Source organism: Mycobacterium sp. E2479 (assembly GCF_001667925.1).
In the GTDB taxonomy this organism is placed as follows: domain Bacteria; phylum Actinomycetota; class Actinomycetes; order Mycobacteriales; family Mycobacteriaceae; genus Mycobacterium.
The window spans coordinates 1-25,528 of sequence record NZ_LZJR01000101.1 but is presented as its reverse complement, the minus strand read 5'-3'; the positions used below and the strand labels follow the sequence as shown (position 1 = coordinate 25,528).

Genomic DNA, 25,528 nt, shown 5'->3' with positions numbered 1-25,528 from the left:
ACCCATGACCCGACTCATCTGTCACCTATGTCGTGAACTCAGACACCCCAGGCGGCTCCACAGTTTCAAGCGGGCGCGACGAACCCCACCGGTCCCGACGCGATGCACAACGCCAGGGCGGCGGTGTTGGCGCGCACGGTGATCGCATCCCCGGCGCCCGGGAGCCGGGCGAAGACCCGATTGAGTCCGGGACGCACCGGCACTTTGACCTCGGGACCTTGCGTCATCGACAACGTCATCGAGCCGTCGCTGTTGGCCAGGTAGTTCAGTTCGACGGTCCAGTCGGCGGGCAGCAGCGGACCGTCGAGCACCAGCCGGGCCGGCTTGTCCGGTTGGGCAAAGTAGCCGCACCGCGGCATCGGCCCGGGCGCGATGGTCCGAACCCAGCTGACCCGTGCCTTGATCAGCCGACCCGAGCTGTCGATCATGCGCAATTGTGTTGTCGCAGGCGCGAATTCGGGCCTATTTTGCAGCAGGGCAAACAGGTGGCTGGCCAGATTCTCCGGCGCGGCCACCCGCTGCAGCACGAACGGGTCGACCTCCTGATCAAGCAGCGGCGCGTCCGAGGACGCATGCGCGGCGGCCAGAGAAGCCCGGGCGTTCTGCAGGTAGGGCTTGGCGGGGTTGTCACGCCAGCTGGTCAGGAACGTCGATGTCGAGTACAGGCTGCTGGCCGCGAACAGCATCGTCAACCCCGCGGCCGCCGCAGTGCGTTTCGGCGACGCGTCGAGCCAGCGCGGTCCGCCCTGCCGGTTGGGGGCCCTCGATGCCACGGCGGCCAGCAGTGCCAGCACCACGACCAGATCCGGCAGGTAGCGCAGCGTCTGCGCGAGTTCCAGTGCGGTCTGCTTCGACGACCGCATCAGGTAGATAGGCACCTGGCAGGCCACGGCGTAGCCGACGGCGATCAGCCACACCGGCCCGATGCGTGCCTTGCGAACCAGCGATACCCCCAGGGTTCCGGCAAGCACCAGCCAGCCCAGCGCCATCACCGACAGCGGGGGCGTGGCCCACGGCGAAGCCGGCGCCCACCGATCCCAGTGCCACGGCCCGCCGGCCAGCCCCGGCACGATGCCGTGCGTGATCGAGCGCATCAGCAGCTGCCACGTCATCGACAGGTCGGAACTCCACCGCTGCTGATCGACCACGGCCAGATACAGCGCGATCCAGGCCGCGGTGAGGGCAAGGGCAGCGATCCACAATCGCCGGCCGGCCCGCCACGCCGCCCGCAGCGCCGACCCCGGGCTTGGATCGCCGGTCACCCGGCACAGCAGCGCGACGACCGCGAACGCGACGAACGGGATCACCGCGGCCTTCTCGAAGAACAGCAGCCCGCCAAAGTACACCAGCACCCCGGTGACGGCGTAGCGTTCTTTGCCTGTGCGCACCAGCAGGATGGCGTCGCCGCACACCCAGGCCAGCGCGGCGAGCATCGGTAGCGAATTCAGCGCCGCCGCCCACCATGCGAATCCCGGCACGGCCAACGGCGTGAACAACGCGAACGTGAACGGGATCAGCAGCACGGGGCGCCACCCCGCGATGACGTACAGCGCACGCAACAACGCCAGCGACGCCAGCAGTTGCAGCACCACCAGGCTGACCGCCGGCCAGGTCCAGTTCAGCGGCGCCAGCCGGATGATGGTGCCCGCGACCAGAAATGCCCCCGGCATGAGATGCCCGTCATGGTCATCGAACAGGTACGACGGCGCGAGCAGGTTGTGGGTACCGGCCTTGCCGATGAGGATCAGGTCGTCCCAATAGAAGTAGCCACCGAACGCCAGCACCGCGCGCACCGCCAGCTGCACCGCGACGAGCGCGACGGCCAACACCGCTATGTATGGTGGGCCGGTGCGTGCACTGGTTACCGGGGCGGCCGGATTCATCGGCTCGACGCTAGTCGACCGTCTGTTGGCCGACGGTCACGCGGTGGTGGGCCTGGACAACTTCGCCTCGGGCCGCGCGACCAACCTCGAGCATCTGGCCGACCATCCGGCATACGCCTTCGTCGAGGCGGACATCGTGACCGCCGACCTGGAGGGCATCCTCGGCGAACATCGCCCGGAAGTGGTGTTTCATCTGGCAGCTCAGATCGACGTGCGGCACTCGGTGGCCGACCCGCAATTCGACGCGTCGGTCAACGTGATCGGCACGGTGCGCCTGGCTGAGGCCGCGCGGCGCGCGCAGGTCCGCAAGGTCGTGCACACCTCCTCGGGCGGATCCATCTACGGCACCCCACCGCGCTACCCCACTCCCGAGACCGTGCCGACCGATCCAGCCTCGCCGTACGCCGCGGGCAAGGTGGCGGGCGAGATCTATCTGAACACCTTCCGCCACCTGTACGGCCTGGATTGCTCGCACATCGCGCCGGCGAATGTCTATGGCCCCCGCCAAGATCCGCACGGAGAGGCCGGCGTGGTGGCGATCTTCGCCCAGGCGCTGCTCTCGGGTAAACCGACCAAGGTTTTCGGAGACGGCAGCAACACTCGCGATTACGTTTTCGTCGACGACGTCGTGGACGCCTTCGTCAAGGCATCCGGGGACGCCGGCGGCGGGCAGCGTTTCAACGTCGGCACCGGCGTCGAAACGTCGGACCGGCAACTGCATTCGGCGGTGGCGGCCGCCGTCGGGGGGCCCGACGATCCGGAGTTCGCGCCACCGCGACTTGGCGACCTCAAGCGATCCTGCCTCGACATCGGTTCGGCTGCAGAGGTTTTGGGCTGGAAACCGAAGGTCGACCTGTCCGACGGGGTGGCCCGCACGGTGGAATTCTTCCGGCGGACTCAGGCCGGTTAACGGCCGCTAGCTCGCTTCGGGCGCCTGCGCGGACTCCATCGCCACCGCGCGGGCAAGCCGCGCGTAGCGCAGCTCCAGGTCCTTGAACCGCATGTAGGTGCTGAGTGTGGTGAAGCAGAACGCCATGATCAGCGCGTAGAGCATCAGGTCGGTGCCGCGGCGCACGCCGAACCATTGCGCCACCACCGTCGTGTCATCGGGCCGCAGCACGGCGTAGATGCCGGCCAGCACGAACACCACGTAGCCCACCTTGACCCACGCCCGGGAGCGCGCGTTGCGGCGCGAGCGCAGCAGATAGACCAACAGTGCGACAATCGATCCGATCAGCAGCACCTGAATCCAGTTCATTTTGCAACCCTTTTCATCTCGGAAGCCTGCCGCGCAGGAACCCGTCGAAAATGATGTTGACGCCGTTGAGCAGGGGCTGCCCCTTCGACATCGAGTACGCGGTGTAGAGCACCTCGATAGGTTCTTCGGCCACGCGCCAATGGTTTTCGTCGATCAGCATGATGATTTCGTTGGCGTGGCTCATGCCGCTCATCGTGATGTCCAAGCCGTCGGCGACCTTCTTGTTGAATACTCGAAGCCCATTGTTGGTGTCGGTCAGGCCAAGTCGGCGGCCGCGTCGGCTCAGCCGCGCGGCGGTCTGCAGCACGATCCGTTTCACGAACGGCGGCCGGGCGCCGTGCTGCGCGCCGAACCGGGTGCCGATGACGACGTCGACGTCGCCGGCACGCAACCGGTCGACCATCGTCGCGAGGTCTTTGACGCGGTGCTGGCCGTCGGCGTCGAAAGTGGCGAAAATCTGGGCGCCCGGCTGCTTGCGGGCGTATTCGACACCCGTCTGAATGGCGGCTCCCTGCCCGAGGTTGATCGGATGCCGCACCAGGTGAGCGCCGGCGCGCAGGGCGATCTCACCCGTTTCGTCGGCGCTGCCGTCGTCGACGCACACGACATGGTCGAACACCGAACGCACATCGGCGACCACCTCGCCGATGACAGCTGCTTCGTTGTAGGCGGGAATGACCACCCAGACGGCATCTGTTTCAGTACCCATTTAAGCCCACAAGGTACACGCTGGTGCAGGCCAAATCAGCCGGTAGAGCGCGCGACGCGCGACAGAGCCAGCAGATGAACGCCGATTCCCACCACCGGGCCGCACAGCAGCCCGATCACGGTTCGAGTCTGCAGCGACAGCGGCAGCAACAGTAGCAATCCCGACGCGACCGTGGCGCTCACCCAACCCAGCGAGTAGGCCCGGTGCCGGGCGGCCGCCACTGCCGCCGCACCCGTCAATGTCAGCATGGCGATCGCCACCGCGGCCGCGGTCAGCCACGCCAGCAGCGCGCTGCTGGCGTGGTACTGCGGCCCGAAGGCGACCCGCAGCAGCCACGGGCCCACCGCGGCCGCCGCCAGCACCCCGACCGCACCGATCGCTCCGACGATCGCCGCGGGGGCGAGCAGGGCACGAATCCGGTCGCTGCGCTCGTCGACGAAATGGGCAATCAGGTTGCCCTGCATGGCCGTCAGCGGCACCAGCAGCGGCGCGCGGGTCAGTGTGACGGCCAGGATGATCACCCCGCCCTGGGCGCCGAGCTCCGCGCTGGTCAGCTTCAGCAGCACCGGAAATCCCATCACCAGGATGGCGCTGGCACCGGCCGCGGTGATCGAATGCGCCGCGCCCCGTAGAAATGTCGCGGTGCCGCCGGGGGTCAGCAGGCGGGCGGTGTGCCTGGTCGCCGGCGAGGCGATCAGCAGGATCAGCCAGGCGACCGCGCCGGCCACCGTGGCCCACAAGAAACCGACCAGATGCCATCCGAGCGCCACGGTTGCCGCGGCCACCGTCACGCGGATGATGGCGTCGGTCACCATCAGCGCGCCGTAACGGCTCCACTGGTTGGTGCCGGCCAGCATGCCCAGCAAGGTGGCGTGCACACAGAACCCGGCCAGCCCGACGCTGAGCAGAGCTACCGACAGCAGCCGCGCGTCGATGAACACCCGTGCGCTCCACAAGGGCGAGCTGCCCGCGATCAAGACGGCCGCGGCCACCCCGACCAGCATGGCGACGCGCATCGGGTGGGTGCGGGGTTCGCCGGGCACCGGCAAGGCGGCCAGGTCGCTGACATAGGGCCCACCAACGGAGCAAGAGCGCACTTCCCGGGTGGTTTCCTGCAACAGGCCGTTGGCCGCGCCCGTAACCAATCCGAATGCACCCCAGAAGACCCCGAAAACCGAAAAGCCGCCCGGCGCCAGGTCGCGGGCGGCCAGGTAGATGACGGCGTAACCGCACAGCGCCGTGACGGCGGTGGCGGTGCCGACCCGGGCCATGCTGCCGCGCGCCACCGGCCCCTGTGATGCGCTGATTTCGGTCATCGGGGCGGCGGCGCTTTCGGCCGGGTGTCCCGATGATTCGCCACAATTTGAAAATTCTATGCGGCCCGCAGCGATCGCCCGTGGCGCGATCCGGTTCGCTAGTGTGTGGCGGGCCGTCGGAAAGGATCCATGTCCGCTTTGCGCACCTTCGGGACCTCGCTGGTGGTCACCGCGGCGGCCCTCGGCATCGGATATGTGTACGGCGGGTTCAAAGGTCTTTATCTGCTGCTGGTGCTGGCCGCCCTCGAGGTGTCGTTGTCGTTCGACAACGCCGTCATCAACGCTTCGATCCTCAAACGGATGAGCCGCTTCTGGCAGCAGATGTTCCTGACGATCGGGATTCTCGTCGCCGTATTCGGCATGCGACTCCTGTTCCCGCTGCTCATCGTGTGGACAACAGCTGGGCTCGACCCGGTGCGCGCGATGGAGCTGGCCCTGCATCCGCCGCCGCACGGCGCCCTGGAATTTCCGGACGGCTCGCCCAGCTACCAAAAACTCGTCATCGCGGCCCACCCCCAGATCGCCGCCTTCGGTGGAATCTTCCTTCTGATGCTGTTCCTGGATTTTGTTTTCTATGACCGAGAAATCAAGTGGCTCAAGTGGATTGAGATCCCATTTGCGCGCCTGGGCCGGCTGGGGCAGGCGTCGTTGGTGGTCACGGGTTTGGTGCTGGTCCTGGTCGGTACGCAACTGACGCACTCGGGTGACGAGGCGGCGACGGTGCTGACCGCCGGGCTGCTGGGCATGGTGATCTATCTGGTGGTCAACGGAGTGAGCAGGGCGTTTCGGCCATCCGACACCGAAGCGGTAGCAGCCGGCGCGGCGGCGGGCCGTGCTGGCCTCACGCTGTTCCTCTATCTCGAAGTGCTCGATGCCGCCTTTTCGTTCGACGGCGTCACCGGCGCGTTCGCCATCACCTCGGACCCCATCATCATCGCGCTGGGCCTGGGACTGGTTGGCTCGATGTTCGTCCGGTCGATCACCATCTACCTGGTCCGCCAGGGGGCGTTGGGCCGGTACGCGTACCTGGAACACGGCGCGCACTGGGCCATAGGCGCGCTGGCCGTCATCATGTTGGGCTCCATCGAGCCCAGATTCGAGGTCCCCGAAGCCGTCACGGCCTCGGTCGGCGTGGCTTTCATCGCGGCGGCGGTGGGTTGGAGCATCCTGCGCAATCGCCGGGAGGCACGCGCCGGGGACTAGTGCCCCGCGGTGGGGTTCAGTGCCCTTCGGCCTTGAACCGCTCGATCGAGCGCTGGATCTCCGCCTCCGCTTCGGCCCGGCCGACCCAGTCCGCGGCCTTGACGAACTTGCCCGGTTCCAAGTCCTTGTAGTGCACGAAGAAGTGCTTGATCACGTCCAGCTCGAACTCCGGCACGTCCCCGATGTCTTGAACGTGGTCCCAGCGGTGGTCGCCGGCCGGCACGCACAGGACCTTGTCGTCGCCGCCCTTTTCGTCGGTCATCCGGAACATGCCCACCGGACGCGCCTCGACGATCACGCCGGGAAACACCGACTGCGGCAGCAGCACCATCGCATCCAGCGGGTCGCCGTCCTCGCCGAGGGTGTCTTCGATGAAGCCGTAGTCGGTCGGGTAGGCCATCGCGGTGTACAGGTAGCGGTCCAGGCGTAGCCGTCCAGTCTCGTGGTCGACCTCGTACTTGTTCCGCTGACCCTTTTGAATCTCGATGGTCACGTCGAATTCCACCGCGTGGGCTCCTTGTCGGTTAGGCAGGCCAATTTTGCTCTGTCACACCCTAGTCGAGCGCATCCGCGCCGATTCGGCAGAATGGGTTCAGACAGTCAGGAGAGTCATGGCCCGTACTCGCTGGCAAAAATCCACCCCAGTGCTCATCGGGTTGGGCGTGCTGGCGTTTGTCGCCGCCGTAGTGGTGGCGGCAACGTTTTTCACCACGGCCGGGCACGGCGCCAACAGCACGCGTGCCCCGATACCGCCCCCGCACGCGCCGACCGTAAAGCCCGGCATGACCCCGGTGAGCGAGACCGCCGAACTACCGAGCGGTCCCGGCGTCAGCGCGATGCTGGCACCAATGGCGAGCGACCCCAATTTGGGCCGGTTAGGCGCACGAGTCACCGACGCCATCACCGGAAAAGAGTTGTGGCAAGTGGCGGGCGACATGCCGTTGGTGCCGGCCTCGACAAACAAGGTGCTTACGGCGGCCGCGGCCTTGCTCACGCTGGACCATCAGGCCCGGATCAGCACCCGCGTGGTGGCCGGCAGCCAGAACGCCCAGGGGCCGGTCGTGCTGGTGGGTGCCGGCGATCCGGCGCTGTCGGCGGCGCCCCCCGGCGTGGACACGTGGTACCGGGGTTCGGCCCGGATCAGCGACCTCGTCGAACAGATCCGCCGCAGCGGCGTGACGCCGACCGCGGTGCAGGTGGATACCTCCGCATTCAGCGGGCCGACCATGGCGCAGGGTTGGGACGCTGCCGACGTCGACAACGGCGATATCGCGCCGATCGAGTCGGTGATGATCGACGCCGGCCGCATCCAGCCTTCGACGGTGAACTCGCGGCGGTCCCGGACCCCGGCCCTGGATGCCGGCCGGGAGCTGGCCAAGGCGCTGGGCCTGGACCCGAACGCGGTCACGATCGCGACCGCGCCGTCGGGGGCGCGCCAGCTGGCGGTCGTGCAGTCGGCGCCGCTGGTCCAGCGGCTCTCCGAAATGATGGATCACTCGGACAACGTGCTGGCCGAATGCATCGCTCGTGAGGTGGCGGCCGCGATCAACCGACCGCGTAGCTTTGCGGGCGCGTCTGACGCGGTGACCAACCGGCTGAGCACTGCTCACGTTGACACCACGGGCGCGGCGCTGCTGGATTCCAGTGGACTCTCGGTCGACGATCGGCTGACGGCCAAGACGCTCGACGGCGTCCTGCAGGCCGCGGCCGGGCCCGACCAGCCGTCGCTGCGGGCGCTGCTGGATCTGCTTCCGATCGCCGCCGGCAGCGGGACGCTGGCGGATCGCTTCACCGACGCCTCGACGGCGCAGGGCCCGGCGGGCTGGTTGAGGGCCAAAACCGGCTCGCTGACCGCCATCAATGCGCTGGCCGGGGTGCTCACCGACCGCAGTGGCCGGGTGCTCACTTTCGCGTTCATCTCCAACGATGCCGGCCCGAACGGCCGCAACGTGATGGATGCGCTGGCGACCCGGCTGTGGTCCTGCGGGTGCTCATGACGCCGTCGTCGGACCTGACCCTGGGCACCGCCGTCGACTGGACGTTCGCGGCCGCGGTCGGTCGGCGCTTGGCCAGGCCGGGTCCGCCGTCCAGCGACTACACCCGCCGCAGGGTGGTCGACGAACTCGCCACCGCGTCCACCAAAGCCGAACCGTTGGTGCGAGACGTCACCGGCCTGGTCACCAACGGCACGGTGCCAGCGGCCCGCATCGTCGACCGTCCGGATTGGATCGCCGCGGCGACCGAGTCGATGCGGGTGATGATGCACGGGGCCGAGAAGCCGCGCGGGTTTCTTACGGGTCGCGTCACCGGCGCGCAGACCGGCGCCGTTCTGGCATACGTGTCGTCGGGGATCCTCGGCCAGTATGACCCGTTCGCCACGGATAACGGGGCCAATCCAGGCTGTCTGCTGCTGGTGTATCCCAACGTCATCGCGGTCGAGCGGCAGCTTCGAGTCGATCCGTCCGATTTCCGGCTATGGGTGTGCCTGCACGAGGTCACCCATAGAGTGCAGTTCACCGCAAACCCGTGGCTGCCGGACTACATGTCGCAAGCGCTGGGTCTGCTGACCCGTGACGGTGGTGAGGACATCGGGCAGGTGATGGCCCGGCTCGCCGACTATGCCCGCAACCGCGGAGATAAAGCGTCGGAGTCCGACGCCAACTCGTCGGGGATTTTTGGGCTGGTGCGCGCGGTGCAGTCTGAACCGCAGCGCCAAGCGCTGGACCAGTTGCTGGTGCTGGGCACGCTGCTGGAGGGGCACGCCGACCACGTCATGGATGCCGTCGGACCAATGGCGGTGCCGTCGGTGGCCACCATCCGCCGCCGGTTCGACGAGCGCCGCCACCGCAAGCAGCCGCCGCTGCAGCGGCTGTTGCGCGCACTGCTGGGGCTCGACGCGAAGCTCAGCCAGTACACGCGCGGCAAGGCTTTCGTCGATCACGTCGTCGGGCAGGTGGGGATGGCGCGGTTCAACGCCATCTGGACGGGTCCCGAAACGCTGCCGCTGCCCACCGAGATCGAAGAGCCCCAGCGATGGATCGACCGGGTGCTGTAGGCGAGCTGCGCGCGGCTGTCGAGGCGTTCATCAAGACGCACCTCGCCACCGTCGAACAGTGGTGCGTGGCGCTGTCCGGCGGTCCAGATTCGCTGGCGCTGACCGCGGTCGCGGCCCAGCTGCGACCCACCACTGCGGTGGTCGTCGACCATGGCCTGCAAGCCGACTCCGCGGCGGTCGCCGAGACCGCCCGCGCGCAGGCCGTCTCGTTGGGATGCGTTGGGGCCCAAGTGGTCCGGGTGCAGGTGGGCAACCAGGGCGGTCCCGAGGCGGCGGCGCGCGCGACGCGCTATGCCGCGTTGAGCGCCTACCGTTGCGGTCCGGTGCTGTTGGGCCACACGCTCGACGACCAGGCCGAGACGGTGTTGCTGGGGCTGGGCCGCGGGTCCGGGGTGCGCTCGATCGCCGGGATGAGTCCATACGATCCGCCGTGGTGTCGGCCGTTGCTCACGGTGCGCCGGGCCGTGACGCATGGCGCGTGCCACGAACTCGGGCTGACCCCCTGGCGGGATCCGCACAACACCGATCGCCGTTTCACCCGGGCCCGGCTGCGCACCGAGGTGCTGCCGCTGCTGGAAGACGTGCTCGGCGGTGGCGTGGCCGAGGCGCTGGCCCGCACCGCGACCTCGCTGCGGGAGGATTCTGAATTCATCGACGCGCTGGCGGTTCGGGCGCTGCCCGAGACCCAGGCCGACTCAGGCCTGCGGGTGCGGGCGTTGGCGACGCTGGACGCCCCCGTGCGGCGGCGCGTGATCCGGACCTGGCTGCTAGCCGGCGGTGCAACAAACCTGACCGATAAGCAGATTCGTGCAGTGGACGCCCTGGTCACCGGCTGGCGTGGGCAGGGTGGAGTGGCGGTAGGGTCGTCGCAGCCCGACGCGCGATTGTTCGCGGGCCGCCGCGAGGGCGTGTTGACGTTGTGGCGCGAGCCGGTCGGCAAGCCAATCCACTAGCCGCAATATCGGGGCTGCCGTTGGTTATTCGCCCGCCATCGTGGCACTCTGTGGGCGTGGCCCAGATCTCCTCGGCGATCACCCCCGCCCAACCCGCGGAGCTGTACCCCGGGGATATCAAGTCTGTCCTGCTGACGTCGGCGCAAATTCAGGCGCGAATCGCCGACCTGGGCCGCGAAATCGGGCAGAACTACCGGGACGCCGCAATCGAGACCGGACAGGACCTGCTGCTGATCACTGTGCTCAAGGGCGCTGTGATCTTTGTCACCGACCTGGCCCGCGCCATTCCGCTGCCCACGCAGTTCGAGTTCATGGCCGTCAGTTCCTACGGGTCATCGACGTCCTCCTCGGGAGTGGTGCGGATTCTCAAGGATCTGGACCGCGATATCGAGGGCCGCGACGTGCTGATCGTCGAGGACGTCGTCGACTCGGGCCTCACCCTGTCCTGGCTGCTGCGCAACCTCAAAACGCGCCGTCCGCGTTCGCTGCGGGTGTGCACCTTGCTGCGCAAGCCCGACGCGCAGGGCGCCCATGTCGATATCGCCTACGTGGGCTTCGACATCCCCAACGACTTCGTCGTCGGCTATGGCCTCGATTACGACGAGCGCTACCGCGACCTGTCCTACATCGGGACCCTGGATCCCAGGGTCTACCAGCAGTAGACGCCGCTCCGATTCGCCGGGCTCAGTCCGATGGCGGCGACCCGCTGCGCCCGGCTACGCCACGGTTGCGATCGCCGTTAGTCCAACTCCCATAACGCTGTCACCGAGAAGTTCACCGTCTGCTGGCCGGGTTCCAGCGGAACCATCGACGGCATGGCCCGCGGCGCCCCGACCGGCGGCGGGGTGTTTCCGGAGGTCTCCGAAATCGACAGCACCCGGCCCAACCGGAGCCCGGACAGGTGCGCGTACTGCTCGGCGCGGTCCTTGGCGTCGTTGAACGCCCGCGAGCGAGCGTCCTTCACCAACTGCGAATCGTCGGCGATGGAATAGCGGACGGACTTGATCCGGGTGGCGTCACCGCCCGTGCCGACGATGAGGGCAAGCAAGCGCGACGCGGCATCCGTCGGGTGGATCTTGACCGCGATGGCGTTGGTCGCGCGGTACGCGGTGATGGCGGCAGTACCGCTGGGCCCGGGGTTGTTGTATTCGGGCGACAGCGTGACCTCGGTGGTGCTGATGTCCTTAGGGTCGAGGCCGGCGCCCGTGAGTGCGTTGATGACCGCCTGTTGCCGATCGTTGGTTTGGTTCATCGCCGTGGTGACGTCGGGCGCGGTGGATTCGATGCCGACATCGGCGGTCAGGGTGTCCGGGACGCCTTGCACCTGGCCGGTGCCCACAACCGTCACCTGACGGGGGTTGGCCCCGGGCTGCGGCGGGTTGTGCTTGTCGCAGGCCGGGATTGCCGCGATTGCCAGACCGGCCGCGGCCACGGCGATCGATCGGCGGACAAGTCTTTCACTCCTGGGTATCGGCATGACTGGACCCTAGCGCCTAGGTTGCGTCAGCAGGCGTCACCGACGCAATGGCGATCCCGATTATCATTGCGTGAGTGGGCGATTGGGGCACTGACTTGTCACGGTGGGCCGCCGCCCTACAGAAGCGGCAGTATCCTTCCGCCCGGACCCTCGTCGGGTGGTCCGGTCCGATCGGACCTGAATCCACGAATTCCGCGGTCCTTCGTCCGTTTATCCGCGAGTCGCCTCTGGACGTCGTCGGGGAGGCGCCCAATGCGGTCAGGCGAATTCCACAGTTCCCAGGTTTGAACCGCCCAGTACACCGCGAACTCGAGGATCACCGCAGATTCCAACCAAATGACCCATGGCTCCCATCCGGGATGCTTGAGATGCACTGCGACAACTGCGATTAACGTCACCGCCATCACAAGAGCAATGATCCGGTAGAACCATTTATAGCGGTCCTTGTGCGGCGCCTTCTCAGAGTCCTCTTGCCCCACGACGTATGCGGCGCAGAACACGGTGATGATGAAGGACAAGAGCATCAAGACACCGGAGACGCCGTGGATATGCGCATAGAACTGGTTCGGGAAAAAGACAAGGACAATGAGGCCGACCGCCATAATCACCCAGAAAATCAACAGCGCTACGGCTCCCAACGGGCTTCTGTTATGCCGAGTGTGGTTGCGCCAGTGCAGCACGGCCATCACCGACCAGCCTACAATCAGTGCAGCAACGACCGTCCAGACGTTAGGCTGAATTGCGGGCACGAAGTCAGACGGCAGACCATATGGCCCACACCGTTCCTGGGACGTGAGCGGACCCTGTGGCACCATCGCGATCATCAACGCGGACACACCAGCCAGAGTCAACAACGCATCCTCGGTGTCGTTGCTGCCCTTGTACATGATGAAAAGCGCGCCGAGCGCCAGAAGCGCGGCGATCAGGATGCTGTGCGCGGAGGTGTAATAGTAAGCACTGAGAGTGAATTGCCAGCAGGTTGCCGCTAGCTGCTCAAAGACAATGGCCAGAAAGACCATCAGCGTTACGATGACCATCCCGACGCGTAGGTCACGGTATATGGCAAGTGTGATGGGCGTTGGTTTCTGGTTGTTCATGCTGCCCACTTCAGGCTGTCCGGTATTTGTTCGGGGACAATAGCCGGTGATATGGCGCTTCGTAGCGGATTTAGCGGAAGCTCCTTGATTTCAGAGCTTGAGCCAACGCCTTAAAAAGGTGGGTCTTCCGGCAAGGGTTGCAGGACCGGCTCATCGGGCATCCAATCCGGCGGCAGCTCTTCGGCTTCTCGCGGTTCATTCACCCAGGTGCAATACGGGCTGGTGCTCGGCGTGCCCTTGAATAGGAAAAGCATGTCGCGCATATGGTTTCGGAACTTACGCGACTCGATTTCCTGTTTTCGCGCCTGCTCCAGTTGTGCTCGCGCCGCGTTGATCGGCCGTTGCTCACGATTGTGCCTGCGCGCTTGGGCGATTCGTGCGCCGCGACGCTGTGATCTGGTTCGCCGTTGCGGGGCGGGCGTCACGCAAGCCGGACGGCGCGGCTGGGGGAACAGGTCGGCGCCGGCCGGCGAGGTCCGATAGGTCCGTCCGCTCGGCGACGTCCACACCACGGTGCCGTCGGCGAGTTGCCTGTCGCGCCAGCCGCCGAAGGTCTTGAGTCGATGATGTTGCCGGCACAGGCATTTGAGGTTCTCCGCCGTAGTCCGCCCGCCTGCCGCCGGATCCCGATGATTGAACGGAATCGTGTGATCGAGGTCGCAGACCTTTGCTGGCCGGCTGCATCCGGGGAATCGGCAGGTGAGGTCCCGAAATCGAATGGCCCGTTCCAGCGCGGCGGGCGGTTGATAGCGCAGCGCCTCGACCGGGCTGGTCACCGGATTGGCGATGAGCACGGATGCGGCGGCGGCCAATTGGCGCACCTGCTCGGCATCGATGACGCCATAGCCTTCCAGATAACCGGGCTCCGCTCCGTTGGCGTAGACGGTTTGTTCGCTAGCCACCACGTTGATGACGACGCGCGCCCCGGTGCGATCGCTCTCGAAACCGGCGCAGGCGCCGGGAACGTCGGCGCGGGCGGGACACTGCGCTTGCCCGCAGGTACAGGCCAATCCACGGCCTTCAGCGAGCGCGGCCAACGCGTCGGCTCGGCGCTGATCCATGGTTCGCGGGTCCGCCGTGCACACCTGCTTGGCCAGCTCGGAAAGCCGTCGATCGAAGGCGACGGCAGCCGAGGCCGCCACCGAGCCGTGGATCTCGGCCATGCCATTGTCCGCAGCACTGACTCCGATGCAACGATCGTCCTCGGCGGCAAGCCGGCGCTCACGGGCCGCGTCGGGATCGGCGGCTCGCACGGCGGCGTCGACCGCGTTCACGATGCGCTGCCTGGACCAGCCGTGCCAGTTGCCAATGCGCTCGGCTAGCGAATGGTCGAGCTTGGCGATCAGCTTCTCATCGGTGACCAGATCGGTACGGCCGATGATCAACCGCACTGTGCGCCAATCCGTTCGGCCCTCGGCCAGCAGAGCCGCGACCTTGGGCAACCTGGTGTCGAGCGCCTCGGCGTAGGACACCACGTAGCTGGCGCCCATGGGGGAGAGGTTCATCGCGGCGGCGATTTCGGCGGCGGTCTGCTCGAAGCCGTCGATTTCGGCGTGGTCGCGTTCTGGCCGCTCGGAGGTCGCCACCCGGTGCCGAAGTAACGCGGCCACTGCCGCGAGCCGGCGTGCTATCAGCCTCGACTCCTCGCGGTGGGCGGACTCGATGACCCCCACTAGCGATGCGGGGCCTGAGGGTAACTCGAACATAGGTTCGATTCTAGGACGACCCGGTGACAACCTCAGGGGGTGACGAGGATCTTGCAATGCCGCTCGGGGTCGGCGAGGTCGTCGAACGCCGCACCGACCTCGTCGAGGCCGACCTCGCCGGTGATCAGCGGGCTGACGTCGATGTCGCCCTCGGCCAGGGCGCGCAGCGAGTCACCGAACTCCTCGGGCGTGTAGGCGAGTACGAATTGCACGTTGATCTCTTTGGCGATCGCAAAGAACGGGTGCATCGTGTCGGGCTGCATGCACACGCCGGCGACCACCAGGCGGGTGCCGGGCCGCGCCCGAAGCAGCACGTCATCGATGATGCCCGGCACGCCGACCGCCTCGAAGACCACCGCGGGCTTGGCGGTGTCGAAGGGCGAGCCCTGTGCAGGATCCAGCGTCTGGTGGGCTCCCATCGCGTTGGCCAGCTCACGGCGTGTAGGCGAAAAATCAGAAGCCACAATGGTTTCAACGCCACGGAGTCGAAGGGCGGCGATGATGGCGATTCCGATCGGGCCGCAGCCGAGCACCAGGGCCGGCTCGCCGCGGGCGATGTTGGACTTGTTGACGGCGTGCAGGCCCACCGCCATCGGCTCGGTCAGGGCGGCGTGTTTGAAGTCCAGGCCGTTGGGGATGGCCAACAGCAGCGGCGCCGAAAGCAGCATCCGCTCGGCGTAGCCGCCGATGGTGTTGTTGCTGTAGACGATCGGCTCGACGCCTTTGGCGGACAACAGCACCGGCAGCGACGTGACCAGGGTGCCCGGCGGATGGGTCTCGGTCTCTGGCCCGGCTTCGAGTATCTCGGCGCTGAACTCGTGCCCCATGAAGATGTCGTGGTCCAGGTCGACGTGCATGGCGCCCGAGTCGCCGGCCACCCGGTCACTCATTTCCAGCACCTGCGCACCGTGGGCGGCGAAATGCAGGTCGGAGCCGCAGATCCCGCACGCCCGCACGCCCACCAGCACCTGGCCGGCTTCCGGTATCGGCTCGGGTACGTCGTCGCGGTAGGCCATGCGGCCGTCTCGCAGCACCGCCGCGCGCATCAGTGCACCGCGTCCTTCTGCTCGTCGACGTGTTCGGTGATGGCCTTCACGACCGCCTCGCCGGCCCGGCCGATCAACTGGTCGCGCTTGCTCTTCGCCCAGTCATGTGACGAGCGGGATGCCTCGAGTTGTCGTTTGAAGTGCGGAATCACCTTGCGCGCCATCAGGTCATAGCTGTGGTACGTCGCTTGGGGCGAGGCCCAGTCGTGGCCGAGCATCAGCAAGGTGCCGAACCCGCCAGAGCGGTCGAGCAGGTCCTCGATGTGGGCGATGGCGTCCTCGGGAGTGCCGATGCAGCAATTTCCCTTCGCGGCATAGTCGGCGACGAATTCATGTGGCGTCTGGGCGTCTTCCACGCTGTTGGCCAACGGCACAAATCCGGCGGCGCCAAAGTAATTCGCGAAGTCCTGCAGCCCGTACGTGCAGTCGTCGATGGCCTGCTCACGGCTGTCGGCGATGTGCATGATGCTCAGCACGCGCCAGCCGGCCCGGTCGGGCTCATCCCGGCCGACCTTGGCGGCCTGTTCGCGGACCACGTCCCAGGTGGTTTCCAGTGCCGCGTAGCCGCCGGGGACCGACATCGACAACGACAGCAATGAGGTGCCGAGCGCTCCGGCCAGCCGCGGGCCCGACGGCGAAATCATTGCTGCCGTGGAGATTTCGGGGTAGGGCCAGGTATAGGGCCGGATGTGCAGCTGCGCGTCTCGCAGGGTGAACCAGTCGGAGTGACGGTCGATGCGTTCGGTGGGTGCGGCGCGGAACAGCGCCAGGATCGCTTCGAGAGATTCCTGCATCATCCTGCGCTGCTCGATGGGGTCGATGCCCATCATGTATGCGTCCGAGGGCAGCGCACCGGGACCGGTGCCGAACATCACCCGCCCGCGGGTCAAGTGGTCCAGCAGCACCCAGCGGTCGGCCACCATGAGCGGATGGTGGTAGGGCAGCGATACGACGCCGGTGCCCAGCCGGATGTGTTTGGTCCGCTCGGCCGCCGCCGCGATGAACACCTCTGGGCACGCGATCAGCTCGTAGCCACCGGAGTGGTGTTCGCCGAACCACGCCTCGTCGAATCCGAGCCGATCCAGGGCGACGACGCGTTCCATGTCGTATTCCAGTGCCACGGTCGGGGATTGGCCCACGGGATGAAACGGGGTGATAAAGACACCGAAACGCAGGGGCGCGCTCATCGCAGCTCCAATCCATTGAGGAATTCCAGTAAGGCCGCATTCACCTCGTCGGGACGCTCTTGCTGCAGCCAATGCCCTGCGCCGTCGAGCATCACTTGTCGGTACGGGCCCGAGATCGCATCCGCAGCGCGATCGGCGCGGATGAAAGTCAGGACGGGATCGGCCGTCCCGCCGATGAACAAGCACGGGACCGAGATCTTCGCGCCGTCGAGTTCGGCGGTGGTCTCCCAGTTGCGGTCGAAATTGCGATACCAGTTCAGGCCGCCGGTGAAACCCGTGCGAGTGAACTCGGCGATGTAGTAGTCCAGCTCGTCCTGGCTTATCCAGTCCGGCAGCCCGTCGGGTTCGGGCAGCCGGTCGATCAAACCTTCCGGACCGGGGGCGACCATCCGTAGCGCCGCGGTTTCATCATCTGATATCCGCAGGCCGCCCATCATTCGCCGCATCACCCGAGCGGGATCGGCGTTCAATTCGGCATCGGCGACGCCGGGCACTTGGAAGTACAGGATGTAGAAGAAATTCTCGCCGAACGTCTCGCGCCACGCCGTCGTCGGCGCCACCTGCGAGCGTGGGGTCACCGGCACGCTCATCGCGGCGACGGCGGCGACCCGGTCCGGGTGCAGCAGCGGGGCGTTCCAGACCACGGCTGCACCCCAGTCGTGCCCCACCCACACGGCGCGCTCCGCGCCCACGTCGTCGAGCAGACCGACCAGGTCGGCGGTCAGCTGATGGATGTCGTAGGCGTCGACGGCGTCGGGGCGATCCGAACCCCCGTAGCCGCGCTGATCGGGCGCCAACACGTGGTAGCCGGCCTCGGCGAGGATGGGTATCTGGTGACGCCAGGAGTAGGCAAGTTCGGGGAAACCATGCGACAGGAGCACCACAGGTGCGCCTCGCTCGCCCGCTTCGGTCACTCGCAGCCGCACACCATTGGTATCTACTAACCGCTCGGTTGGGGGCACCGTCCCACAAAAGCACAATGGTTGCTGGCTGAGAAGACCCCGAACGATCGTGGCTTACCCGAATAGCGCTCGGTCGGCGACCAAGAGGGCGGGAGGCGGGAATAATCGGTTCGATGCGACTGGACCATGTGGTGCTTTGGACGAAAAATCCGCGGGTGTCGATGGACTTCTACACACGGGTCGTAGGGCTGGAACCGGTGCGCTTCGCCGAGTTCGAAGCCGGAGACGCGCCGTTTCCCAGCGTGCGGGTATGTGCGGACTCCATCATCGACTTGATGCCCGCCGAAAGCGTTTCCGCGACAGAGTCATTGACCCGCATCGAGGGCAGCGCCGGCCACCCGGTCAATCACGTTTGTCTGGCGCTGTCGAAGGCCGAATACGATGCGCTGGACCGGCGGTTGCAGGCCGAAGGTGTGGACACCAGCGCGCGCCTGAACCGGAGCTTCGGTGCGCGGGGATGGGCGCCGCAGGGGTACTACTTCGTCGATCCGGACGACAATGTGGTCGAGGCCCGGTATTACGACTAGCCGGGAACCGCCCGTCGTTAACTGAGAAGGACCGTGTCGACCCGCTGCGCCCCGGCTCTGCCGGAGCTGGCGATCGCCACCGGAGACGATCGCCACCGGAGACGATGGTGTCGACCCGCTGCGCCCCGGCTCTGCCGGAGCTGGCGATCGCCACCGGAGACGATGGTGTCGACCCGCTGCGCCCCGGCTCTGCCGGAGCTGGCGATCGCCACCGGAGACGATGGTGTCGACCCGCTGCGCCCCGGCTCTGCCGGAGCTGGCGATCGCCACCGGAGACGATGGTGTCGACCCGCTGCGCCCCGGCTCTGCCGGAGCTGGCGATCGCCACCGGAGACGATGGTGTCGACCCGCTGCGCCCCGGCTCTGCCGGAGCTGGCGATCGCCACCGGAGACGATGGTGTCGACCCGCTGCGCCCCGGCTCTGCCGGAGCTGGCGATCGCCACCGGAGACGATGGTGTCGACCCGCTGCGCCCCGGCTCTGCCGGAGCTGGCGATCGCCACCGGAGACGATGGTGTCGACCCGCTGCGCCCCGGCTCTGCCGGAGCTGGCGATCGCCACTAGCGGTAGCCTGGACTTTTTCAGCTGCGTGTATATCGGGGAAGGACCTGGCCGGCAAGGCCGATGATTGATGAACCGGAAAAACGTGATTCGCACCATCACGGCGATTGCTGTCGTGGTGCTGCTCGGTTGGTCGTTCTTCTATTTCAGCGACGACACCCGCGGCTATAAGCCCGTCGACACGTCGGTGGCGATGTCTCAGATCAACGGTGACAACGTCAAAAGCGCACAAATCGATGACCGCGAACAGCAACTTCGCCTGACCCTGAAGAAGGGCAACAGCGACACCGACAATGCCGACAAGGTCATCACCAAGTTTCCCAGCGGCTACGCGGTCAACCTTTTCAACGCGCTGAGCGCCAAGAACGCCAAGGTCAGCACCGTCGTCAACCAGGGCAGCATCCTGGGTGAGCTGCTGGTCTACGTCCTGCCGCTGCTGCTACTGGTCGGCCTGTTCGTGATGTTCTCCCGCATGCAGGGCGGCGCCCGCATGGGCTTCGGATTCGGCAAGTCGCGCGCCAAACAGCTCTCCAAGGACATGCCCAAGACCACGTTCGCCGACGTCGCCGGCGTCGACGAGGCGGTCGAGGAACTCTACGAGATCAAGGACTTCCTGCAGAACCCCGGCCGCTACCAGGCGCTGGGCGCCAAGATCCCGAAAGGCGTGCTGCTATACGGCCCGCCGGGAACCGGAAAGACGCTGCTGGCCCGCGCGGTCGCCGGCGAAGCCGGGGTCCCGTTCTTCACGATTTCGGGCTCCGACTTCGTCGAGATGTTCGTCGGCGTCGGTGCGTCCCGGGTCCGCGATCTGTTCGACCAGGCAAAACAGAACAACCCGTGCATCATCTTCGTCGACGAGATCGACGCGGTGGGCCGCCAGCGTGGCGCGGGCCTTGGTGGCGGTCACGACGAGCGCGAGCAGACGCTCAACCAGTTGCTGGTCGAAATGGACGGGTTCGACCCGCGGGCCGGCGTCATCCTCATCGCGGCCACCAACCGACCGGACATCCTGGACCCGGCGCTGCTGCGGCCCGGCCGCTTCGACCGGCAGATCCCCGTGTCCAACCCGGACCTGGCGGGGCGCCGGGCGGTGCTGGAGGTGCATTCCAAGGGCAAGCCGATCGGCCCGGACGCCGACCTCGCCGGGCTGGCCAAACGCACCGTCGGCATGACCGGCGCCGACTTGGCCAACGTCATCAACGAGGCCGCGCTGCTCACCGCTCGCGAGAACGGCACCGTCATCACCAGCGCCGCCCTGGAGGAAGCGGTGGACCGGGTGATCGGTGGGCCGCGCCGCAAGGGACGGATCATCAGCGAGCAGGAAAAGAAGATCACCGCTTATCACGAGGGTGGGCACACGCTGGCCGCCTGGGCGATGCCCGACATCGAGCCGATCTACAAGGTGACGATTCTGGCGCGTGGGCGCACGGGCGGGCATGCGGTGGCGGTACCGGAAGAGGACAAGGGCCTGCGGACCCGCTCGGAGATGATCGCGCAATTGGTTTTTGCGATGGGTGGGCGCGCCGCCGAGGAGCTGGTCTTCCGGGAGCCGACGACGGGCGCGGTGTCCGACATCGAGCAGGCGACCAAGATCGCGCGCGCGATGGTCACCGAATTCGGGATGAGCTCCAAACTTGGTGCCGTCAAGTACGGTTCGGAGCACGGCGACCCGTTCCTGGGCCGCACCATGGGCACACAGCCCGACTATTCGCACGAGGTCGCTCGCGACATCGACGACGAGATCCGCAAACTGATCGAGGCCGCCCACACCGAGGCGTGGGAGATCCTCACCGAATATCGAGACATTCTCGACACTTTGGCCGGCCAGCTGCTGGAAAAGGAGACCCTGCACCGGGCCGAGCTGGAGGGCATCTTCTCCGGTGTCGAAAAACGCCCACGGCTGACCATGTTCGACGATTTCGGTGGCCGCATCCCGTCGGACAAACCGCCGATCAAGACGCCCGGCGAGCTGGCCATCGAGCGCGGCGAGCCCTGGCCCCCGCCGGTTCAAGAGCCCGCCTTCAAGGCGGCCATCGCCCGGGCCAGCCAAGCCGCCGCGGCCGCGCAGGCCGAGGCAGAGCGAAACGCCAACGGCAGCAATGGTTCTCACGGCGCTCAAGGCGGGAATCGTCAGGGGGAGCCGCAGGGGCCCACGCAACCCGACTACGGCGCCCCAGCCGGGTGGCGCGCGCCGGGGTGGCCGCCGCAGCAACAACAGCCGAATTACTGGTATCCGCCAGCCCAGCCTGGTCAGCAGCCCTACTGGCAGCAGCCGGCACGCGGTTACGCCGGCCCGCAGGGCTATCCCGGACAGCAGGGCCACCCGGGCGGTCAGCAAAGTTATCCCGGTCAGCAGGGCGGCGCTGGTCATCCCGGTCAGCCGCATCCCACCTATCCGCCGTATCCGCCGTATCCGCCGCCGGGTCAACCCGCGCCGGAGGGCGGGTCGCCCGACCGGCAGGATGACGACGTAAGCCGGTCCAACCCGCCGGCCCACGGCTGAGCAAACGGAGGATTCGATGGCGCTGCCGCATACCGCGATGCCCACGGCGCGGGTGTTCGATCGGGAACGCGCCGAGGCCGCGGTCCGCGAGTTGCTGCACGCGATAGGCGAAGATCCCGACCGAGATGGCCTGCGGGAAACGCCGGCCCGGGTCGCCCGCGCCTACCGCGAGATGTTCGCGGGGCTCTACACCGATCCCGACAGCGTGCTGAACACGATGTTCGACGAGGATCATGACGAGCTGGTGCTGGTCAAGGAAATCCCGCTGTACTCCACGTGCGAGCACCACCTGGTGTCGTTCCACGGCGTCGCCCATGTCGGCTACATCCCGGGCACCGACGGCAGGGTCACCGGCCTGTCGAAGATCGCGCGCCTGGTCGATCTGTACTCCAAGCGGCCCCAGGTTCAGGAGCGGCTCACCAGCCAGATCGCCGACGCATTGGTGAAAAAGCTGAATCCGCGCGGCGTGATCGTCGTGGTGGAGGCCGAGCACCTATGCATGGCGATGCGCGGGGTCCGCAAGCCCGGAGCGATCACCACCACATCGGCGGTACGCGGGCTGTTCAAAACCAACGCCGCTTCTCGAGCCGAAGCGCTCGACCTGATCTTGCGTAAGTGAGTCTGGCGCCTGTGCAGGTAATGGGAGTTTTGAACGTCACTGACGATTCATTCTCCGACGGCGGCCGCTATCTCGACCCCGACAAGGCCGTCGCGCAGGGTCTGTCCCTAATCGCCGACGGCGCAGACATCATCGACGTCGGAGGAGAGTCGACCCGGCCCGGCGCCACGCGGATCGACCCGCACGTCGAGACGACTCGGGTCGTTCCCGTCATCAAAGAGCTTGCAGCACAGGGCATCACCGTCAGCATCGACACCATGCACGCCGACGTCGCGCGGGCGGCGCTGTGTGCCGGAGCGCGGATAGTCAACGACGTGTCCGGCGGCCGCGCCGATCCCGCCATGGCGCCGCTGCTGGCGGAAGCGAAAGTGCCCTGGGTGCTGATGCATTGGCGCTCGGTCTCGGCCGCGCGGCCGCACGCGACGCCGGATTACCGCGACGTGGTCGAAGAGGTGCGCGACGAATTACTGGCCAGCGTCGATGCAGCCGTGTCTGCCGGTGTCGACCCCGGCCAGCTGATGATCGATCCGGGACTGGGATTCGCAAAGACGGGACAACACAATTGGGCGTTACTACATGCCCTTCCGCGATTGGTCGCCACCGGCATCCCGGTGCTCCTTGGTGCATCGCGCAAACGCTTCCTCGGTACGTTGTTAGCCGGGGCCGACGGTGTGCCACGACCGCCCGATGGGCGTGAGACGGCCACCGCGGTGATTTCGGCGCTGGCCACCTTGCATGGGGCGTGGGGGGTGCGTGTGCACGACGTCCGGGCCACGGTCGATGCCCTCAAGGTCCTAGCGGCTTGGACCGACGGAGCGCACCCGGAACTGGCTGGAGACAATGGCTGATCGAATCGAGTTGCGCGGCTTGATGGTTCGCGGACAACACGGGGTTTTCGACCACGAGCGCGCCAATGGTCAGGACTTCGTCGTCGACATCACGGTGTGGATCGACCTCATCGGCGCCGCGGCCAGTGACCAACTGGCCGACACCTACGACTACTCGGCGCTGGCCCAGTTGGCCGCCGATGTGGTCGCCGGTCCCGCCTGCAATCTGATCGAGACCGTCGGAGCCCAGATCGCCGATCAGGTGATGGACGACGAACGCGTGCAGGCCGTCGAGGTGGTGGTGCACAAGCCGCAGGCTCCGATCCCGCAACAGTTCGCCGATGTCGCGGTCGTGGTCCGGCGGTCGCGCCGCGGCGGGCGCGGTTCGGTGGTCCCGGCGGGCGGGACACTATGACGCGCGGCGACCATGATGCCGGCGTCACCGGGATCGTGGGGGCGCCGCCCGCATGCGGGGGAGAGCGGCGCCCATGACCAAAGTGGTGCTGTCCATCGGCTCGAATTTGGGTGATCGGCTGGCCCGGTTGCAGTCCGTTGTCGACGGGCTGGGGGAGACGGTGCATGCCGTGTCGCCGGTGTACGAGACCGACCCCTGGGGCCGGGTCGATCAGGCGCCGTTTCTCAACGCGGTGCTGATCGCTGACGACCCGTCCTGCGACGCGCAGGACTGGCTACGCCGGGGACAGGAGTTCGAGCGCGCGGCGGGCCGGGTGCGCGGTGAGCGTTGGGGCCCGCGCACTCTCGATGTCGACTTGATCGCCTGCTACGGCCCAACCGAGGTGATCTCGCGGGAGAACAACCTGACGTTGCCACATCCGCTAGCCCACCTTCGGGCGTTCGTGCTCATCCCCTGGCTGGACGTCGACCCGGACGCTCGGCTCACGCTGGTCGACGGGCCGCAGCCGGTCGCCGGTCTGCTCGCTCAGCTGGAAGCGGCCGACCGGGACGGCGTGCGACCGACCGGCCTGACACTTGGGCTGCCGAACGGGAAGCGGTCGGCCGACCGCGGGCCGACGCGCTGATGGGGCCCACCCGCAAGCGTGACTTGACCGCCGCGGTGGTCGGCGCCGCCATCGTAGGGTATTTGCTGGTCAAGGGGCTTTACCGGTGGTTTCCGCCGATCACGGTGTGGACCGGCCTGTCGCTATTGGCTGTGGCCATCGTCGAGGCGCTGTGGGCGCGCTACGTGCGAACCAGGATCAACGAGGGCGAGATCGGGTCCGGTCCGGGTTGGCTGCACCCGCTTGCGGTGGCGCGCAGCCTGATGGTCGCCAAGGCCTCGGCCTGGGTCGGTGCGTTGATGCTCGGCTTCTGGGTCGGCATCTTGGTGTACTTTTTGCCCCGCAAATCCTGGTTGCGGGCGGCCGCCGAGGACACCTCAGGCACCGTGGTGGCGGCCGTCAGCGCGTTGGCCCTGCTGATCGCCGCGCTGTGGCTGCAACATTGCTGCAAATCCCCGCCGGATTCGACGGAGCACGGCGAGGGTGCGGAAAGCTAGTTCGGCGCCGGGATTGCCGGGAACAGGCTGGCGGTTGACCGGCGCGCGGCCGACGACAACCCGCGCGAGAATCGCCGACGCCGCCCGACACGCGGATTGACCTCGCACAGGTAGTCTCAGGCCATGACCGTTCTGTCCCGCGGCGCCCGAGTCCGGCGCGGCGGCCGCAGGCCGGGGTGGGTGCTCTTGACGGCGTTGCTGGTCCTCGCGATGGGGGCCAGTTCGGCGTTGGTTTTCACCAATCGGGTGGAACTTCTCAAGCTCGCTGTAATCCTGGCGCTGTGGGCCGCAGTCGCCGGCGCCTTCGTCTCCGTGCTCTATCGCCGCCAGAGTGACGCCGATCAGTCCCGGGTCCGCGACCTCAAGCTGGTTTACGACCTGCAGCTGGACCGGGAGATCTCGGCCCGGCGTGAATACGAGCTGACCGTCGAGTCGCAGCTGCGTCGCGAACTGGCCTCCGAGCTGCGCGCTCAGGCCGCCGACGATCTGGCCGAGTTGCGCGCGGAGCTCTCGGCCTTGCGAACCAGCCTGGAGATCCTCTTCGACACCGACCTCGCGCACCGGCCCGCCCTCGGTGGCACTGCCGACGGGGAGCCGCAACCGGAGCGCGCGTACAGCGAGTGGGATCGCAACGGCGAGAACCCGCGAGACACCCCGGTCGACTGGGTTTCCAGCGACCGCGTGACGGCGGCGCCGCAGGACACCTCCGGCCGCACCGACGACGCGATCATCGACGTGCCCGAGGAACCGCTGATCCCGCCTCGGCAACAGCCATCGCCCCGGCGGGAGCGGGTCCGTCAGCAGTACGAAACCGCCCATGAGCCGGCGTACGCCGAACAGCCTTCGTACGCCGAACAGCCTTCGTATGCCGAGCAGTCCCCGTATGCGAGGCCGGCGGAGCCGCAATTCGAGCCTCGCCACCAACCGCCCCCGGCCGAGCCGGAGCCGCAGTTCCAATCGGAGCCGCCCCCGGAGCCCCAACCGGAACCGACGCCGGAACCACCACCACAGGCACAGTGGCCGGGGCAGGGTTGGCAGCCGGTCGCCGCCGACGGCCAGTGGTTGCCGCCGGGCGCCCCGGGCAGCAATTGGGCCGGCGCCGACTCCCCTACGGACGCAACCGG

25 protein-coding genes are annotated in these 25,528 nt (G+C 67.1%); 14 read left to right on the top strand and 11 right to left on the bottom strand.

All coding sequences use genetic code 11. The features are described 5' to 3' along the window. Positions 1–65 precede the first annotated feature (65 nt). Positions 66–1,883 (bottom strand): hypothetical protein, encoded by a 1,818-nt coding sequence (locus A5686_RS16600; RefSeq protein ID WP_197520602.1) that lies wholly within the window; start codon positions 1,881–1,883, stop codon positions 66–68. Here A5686_RS16600 and A5686_RS16595 point away from each other — a divergent pair. After that, positions 1,849–2,793 (top strand): NAD-dependent epimerase/dehydratase family protein, encoded by a 945-nt coding sequence (locus A5686_RS16595; RefSeq protein WP_197520601.1) that lies wholly within the window; start codon positions 1,849–1,851, stop codon positions 2,791–2,793. The two genes, A5686_RS16600 and A5686_RS16595, sit on opposite strands and share 35 nt — an antisense overlap. 6 nt (positions 2,794–2,799) lie before the next feature. On the opposite strand, the gene A5686_RS16590 is transcribed toward A5686_RS16595, so the two are convergent. Genes A5686_RS16590 through A5686_RS16580 form a run of 3 tightly spaced genes read right to left on the bottom strand, consistent with a single transcriptional unit; the run spans position 2,800 to position 5,166 of the window. Further along, the gene (locus A5686_RS16590) at positions 2,800–3,141 is read right to left on the bottom strand and encodes a DUF2304 domain-containing protein (RefSeq protein ID WP_067936382.1); all 342 of its coding nucleotides are present in this window, start codon (positions 3,139–3,141) and stop codon (positions 2,800–2,802) included. A 13-nt stretch (positions 3,142–3,154) separates the two neighbouring features. After that, positions 3,155–3,850 (bottom strand): glycosyltransferase family 2 protein, encoded by a 696-nt coding sequence (locus A5686_RS16585; protein ID WP_067936379.1) that lies wholly within the window; start codon positions 3,848–3,850, stop codon positions 3,155–3,157. Between the two features lie 35 nt (positions 3,851–3,885). Further along, a complete protein-coding gene (locus tag A5686_RS16580; RefSeq protein WP_067936376.1) occupies positions 3,886–5,166 on the bottom strand; it encodes a hypothetical protein in 1,281 nt (426 codons plus the stop codon). A 129-nt stretch (positions 5,167–5,295) separates the two neighbouring features. Here A5686_RS16580 and A5686_RS16575 point away from each other — a divergent pair, with 129 nt between their 5' ends. After that, positions 5,296–6,369 carry a DUF475 domain-containing protein gene (locus tag A5686_RS16575; protein WP_067936373.1) on the top strand — a complete coding sequence of 358 codons (1,074 nt, stop codon included), beginning with the start codon at positions 5,296–5,298 and terminating at the stop codon, positions 6,367–6,369. 16 nt (positions 6,370–6,385) lie between these two features. Here the strand turns inward: A5686_RS16575 and A5686_RS16570 are convergent, their stop codons facing one another. Next, a complete protein-coding gene (locus tag A5686_RS16570; RefSeq protein ID WP_067936371.1) occupies positions 6,386–6,874 on the bottom strand; it encodes an inorganic diphosphatase in 489 nt (162 codons plus the stop codon). A 106-nt stretch (positions 6,875–6,980) separates the two neighbouring features. On the opposite strand from A5686_RS16570, the gene dacB reads away from it, so the two are divergent. The 4 genes from dacB to hpt are packed head-to-tail and all read left to right on the top strand — an operon-like array spanning position 6,981 to position 11,039. Continuing rightward, complete coding sequence (dacB, locus tag A5686_RS16565; RefSeq protein ID WP_067936368.1) at positions 6,981–8,366, top strand: D-alanyl-D-alanine carboxypeptidase/D-alanyl-D-alanine-endopeptidase; 1,386 nt, start codon at positions 6,981–6,983, stop codon at positions 8,364–8,366. Further along, positions 8,363–9,424 carry a zinc-dependent metalloprotease gene (locus tag A5686_RS16560; protein ID WP_067936389.1) on the top strand — a complete coding sequence of 354 codons (1,062 nt, stop codon included), beginning with the start codon at positions 8,363–8,365 and terminating at the stop codon, positions 9,422–9,424. Before dacB ends, A5686_RS16560 begins: the two co-directional genes overlap by 4 nt. Next, positions 9,403–10,377 (top strand): tRNA lysidine(34) synthetase TilS, encoded by a 975-nt coding sequence (gene tilS / locus A5686_RS16555; protein ID WP_067936365.1) that lies wholly within the window; start codon positions 9,403–9,405, stop codon positions 10,375–10,377. The genes A5686_RS16560 and tilS overlap by 22 nt, the downstream gene beginning before the upstream one ends. A 50-nt stretch (positions 10,378–10,427) precedes the next feature. Further along, positions 10,428–11,039, top strand: coding sequence for a hypoxanthine phosphoribosyltransferase (gene hpt, locus A5686_RS16550; RefSeq protein WP_067936363.1), 612 nt, complete (start codon positions 10,428–10,430; stop codon positions 11,037–11,039). Positions 11,040–11,116: 77 nt separating this feature from the next. Here the strand turns inward: hpt and A5686_RS16545 are convergent, their stop codons facing one another. From A5686_RS16545 to A5686_RS16520, 6 genes are all read right to left on the bottom strand, one after another. Further along, positions 11,117–11,854 (bottom strand): SIMPL domain-containing protein, encoded by a 738-nt coding sequence (locus A5686_RS16545; RefSeq protein WP_067936360.1) that lies wholly within the window; start codon positions 11,852–11,854, stop codon positions 11,117–11,119. 116 nt (positions 11,855–11,970) lie between these two features. Continuing rightward, positions 11,971–12,951 (bottom strand): hypothetical protein, encoded by a 981-nt coding sequence (locus A5686_RS16540; RefSeq protein ID WP_156750108.1) that lies wholly within the window; start codon positions 12,949–12,951, stop codon positions 11,971–11,973. 110 nt (positions 12,952–13,061) lie between these two features. Then, positions 13,062–14,657, bottom strand: a complete 1,596-nt coding sequence (locus A5686_RS16535; protein ID WP_067936354.1) for an HNH endonuclease signature motif containing protein — start codon at positions 14,655–14,657, stop codon at positions 13,062–13,064. A 32-nt stretch (positions 14,658–14,689) separates the two neighbouring features. Next, positions 14,690–15,703, bottom strand: a complete 1,014-nt coding sequence (locus A5686_RS16530) for a zinc-binding dehydrogenase (RefSeq protein ID WP_067936352.1) — start codon at positions 15,701–15,703, stop codon at positions 14,690–14,692. Beyond that, a complete protein-coding gene (locus A5686_RS16525; protein WP_067936349.1) occupies positions 15,703–16,890 on the bottom strand; it encodes an LLM class flavin-dependent oxidoreductase in 1,188 nt (395 codons plus the stop codon). The genes A5686_RS16530 and A5686_RS16525 overlap by 1 nt, the downstream gene beginning before the upstream one ends. Further along, on the bottom strand, positions 16,887–17,852 hold the full coding sequence (locus tag A5686_RS16520) for an alpha/beta fold hydrolase (protein WP_197520600.1): 966 nt from the start codon (positions 17,850–17,852) through the stop codon (positions 16,887–16,889). The genes A5686_RS16525 and A5686_RS16520 overlap by 4 nt, the downstream gene beginning before the upstream one ends. A 113-nt stretch (positions 17,853–17,965) precedes the next feature. Between A5686_RS16520 and A5686_RS16515 the strand changes: the two genes are divergently transcribed. The 8 genes from A5686_RS16515 to A5686_RS16480 all read left to right on the top strand — a co-directional run. Next, entirely contained in the window at positions 17,966–18,379 is a 414-nt protein-coding gene (locus A5686_RS16515) for a VOC family protein (RefSeq protein WP_067936344.1), read from the top strand. A gap of 630 nt (positions 18,380–19,009) precedes the next feature. After that, complete coding sequence (gene ftsH / locus A5686_RS16510) at positions 19,010–21,442, top strand: ATP-dependent zinc metalloprotease FtsH (protein WP_067936341.1); 2,433 nt, start codon at positions 19,010–19,012, stop codon at positions 21,440–21,442. 16 nt (positions 21,443–21,458) lie between these two features. Beyond that, on the top strand, positions 21,459–22,061 hold the full coding sequence (gene folE, locus A5686_RS16505; protein ID WP_067936338.1) for a GTP cyclohydrolase I FolE: 603 nt from the start codon (positions 21,459–21,461) through the stop codon (positions 22,059–22,061). After that, on the top strand, positions 22,058–22,909 hold the full coding sequence (gene folP, locus A5686_RS16500) for a dihydropteroate synthase (protein ID WP_156750107.1): 852 nt from the start codon (positions 22,058–22,060) through the stop codon (positions 22,907–22,909). Before folE ends, folP begins: the two co-directional genes overlap by 4 nt. Then, complete coding sequence (gene folB / locus A5686_RS16495; protein WP_067936332.1) at positions 22,902–23,303, top strand: dihydroneopterin aldolase; 402 nt, start codon at positions 22,902–22,904, stop codon at positions 23,301–23,303. Before folP ends, folB begins: the two co-directional genes overlap by 8 nt. Before the next feature lie 73 nt (positions 23,304–23,376). Beyond that, a complete protein-coding gene (gene folK, locus A5686_RS16490; protein ID WP_067936330.1) occupies positions 23,377–23,928 on the top strand; it encodes a 2-amino-4-hydroxy-6-hydroxymethyldihydropteridine diphosphokinase in 552 nt (183 codons plus the stop codon). Next, complete coding sequence (locus A5686_RS16485) at positions 23,928–24,404, top strand: DUF3180 domain-containing protein (RefSeq protein WP_067936326.1); 477 nt, start codon at positions 23,928–23,930, stop codon at positions 24,402–24,404. The genes folK and A5686_RS16485 overlap by 1 nt, the downstream gene beginning before the upstream one ends. Before the next feature lie 123 nt (positions 24,405–24,527). Next, on the top strand, positions 24,528–25,528 hold a 1,001-nt coding region (locus tag A5686_RS16480), incomplete at its 3' end, for a DUF6779 domain-containing protein (RefSeq protein WP_067936386.1).

Bases quoted from the DNA above. Each gene is read 5' to 3' on its own strand.
- A5686_RS16590 (WP_067936382.1), bottom strand. From the start codon at position 3,141: ATGAACTGGATTCAGGTGCTGCTGATCGGATCGATTGTCGCACTGTTG.
- A5686_RS16515 (WP_067936344.1), top strand. From the start codon at position 17,966: ATGCGACTGGACCATGTGGTGCTTTGGACGAAAAATCCGCGGGTGTCG.
- A5686_RS16525 (WP_067936349.1), bottom strand. From the start codon at position 16,890: ATGAGCGCGCCCCTGCGTTTCGGTGTCTTTATCACCCCGTTTCATCCC.
- ftsH (WP_067936341.1), top strand. From the start codon at position 19,010: ATGAACCGGAAAAACGTGATTCGCACCATCACGGCGATTGCTGTCGTG.
- A5686_RS16575 (WP_067936373.1), top strand. From the start codon at position 5,296: ATGTCCGCTTTGCGCACCTTCGGGACCTCGCTGGTGGTCACCGCGGCG.
- A5686_RS16530 (WP_067936352.1), bottom strand. From the start codon at position 15,703: ATGCGCGCGGCGGTGCTGCGAGACGGCCGCATGGCCTACCGCGACGAC.
- A5686_RS16600 (WP_197520602.1), bottom strand. From the start codon at position 1,883: ATGAATCCGGCCGCCCCGGTAACCAGTGCACGCACCGGCCCACCATAC.
- dacB (WP_067936368.1), top strand. From the start codon at position 6,981: ATGGCCCGTACTCGCTGGCAAAAATCCACCCCAGTGCTCATCGGGTTG.
- A5686_RS16485 (WP_067936326.1), top strand. From the start codon at position 23,928: ATGGGGCCCACCCGCAAGCGTGACTTGACCGCCGCGGTGGTCGGCGCC.
- A5686_RS16560 (WP_067936389.1), top strand. From the start codon at position 8,363: ATGACGCCGTCGTCGGACCTGACCCTGGGCACCGCCGTCGACTGGACG.
- folB (WP_067936332.1), top strand. From the start codon at position 22,902: ATGGCTGATCGAATCGAGTTGCGCGGCTTGATGGTTCGCGGACAACAC.
- A5686_RS16535 (WP_067936354.1), bottom strand. From the start codon at position 14,657: ATGTTCGAGTTACCCTCAGGCCCCGCATCGCTAGTGGGGGTCATCGAG.
- folK (WP_067936330.1), top strand. From the start codon at position 23,377: ATGACCAAAGTGGTGCTGTCCATCGGCTCGAATTTGGGTGATCGGCTG.
- A5686_RS16580 (WP_067936376.1), bottom strand. From the start codon at position 5,166: ATGACCGAAATCAGCGCATCACAGGGGCCGGTGGCGCGCGGCAGCATG.
- folE (WP_067936338.1), top strand. From the start codon at position 21,459: ATGGCGCTGCCGCATACCGCGATGCCCACGGCGCGGGTGTTCGATCGG.
- tilS (WP_067936365.1), top strand. From the start codon at position 9,403: ATGGATCGACCGGGTGCTGTAGGCGAGCTGCGCGCGGCTGTCGAGGCG.
- A5686_RS16585 (WP_067936379.1), bottom strand. From the start codon at position 3,850: ATGGGTACTGAAACAGATGCCGTCTGGGTGGTCATTCCCGCCTACAAC.
- A5686_RS16540 (WP_156750108.1), bottom strand. From the start codon at position 12,951: ATGAACAACCAGAAACCAACGCCCATCACACTTGCCATATACCGTGAC.
- A5686_RS16545 (WP_067936360.1), bottom strand. From the start codon at position 11,854: ATGCCGATACCCAGGAGTGAAAGACTTGTCCGCCGATCGATCGCCGTG.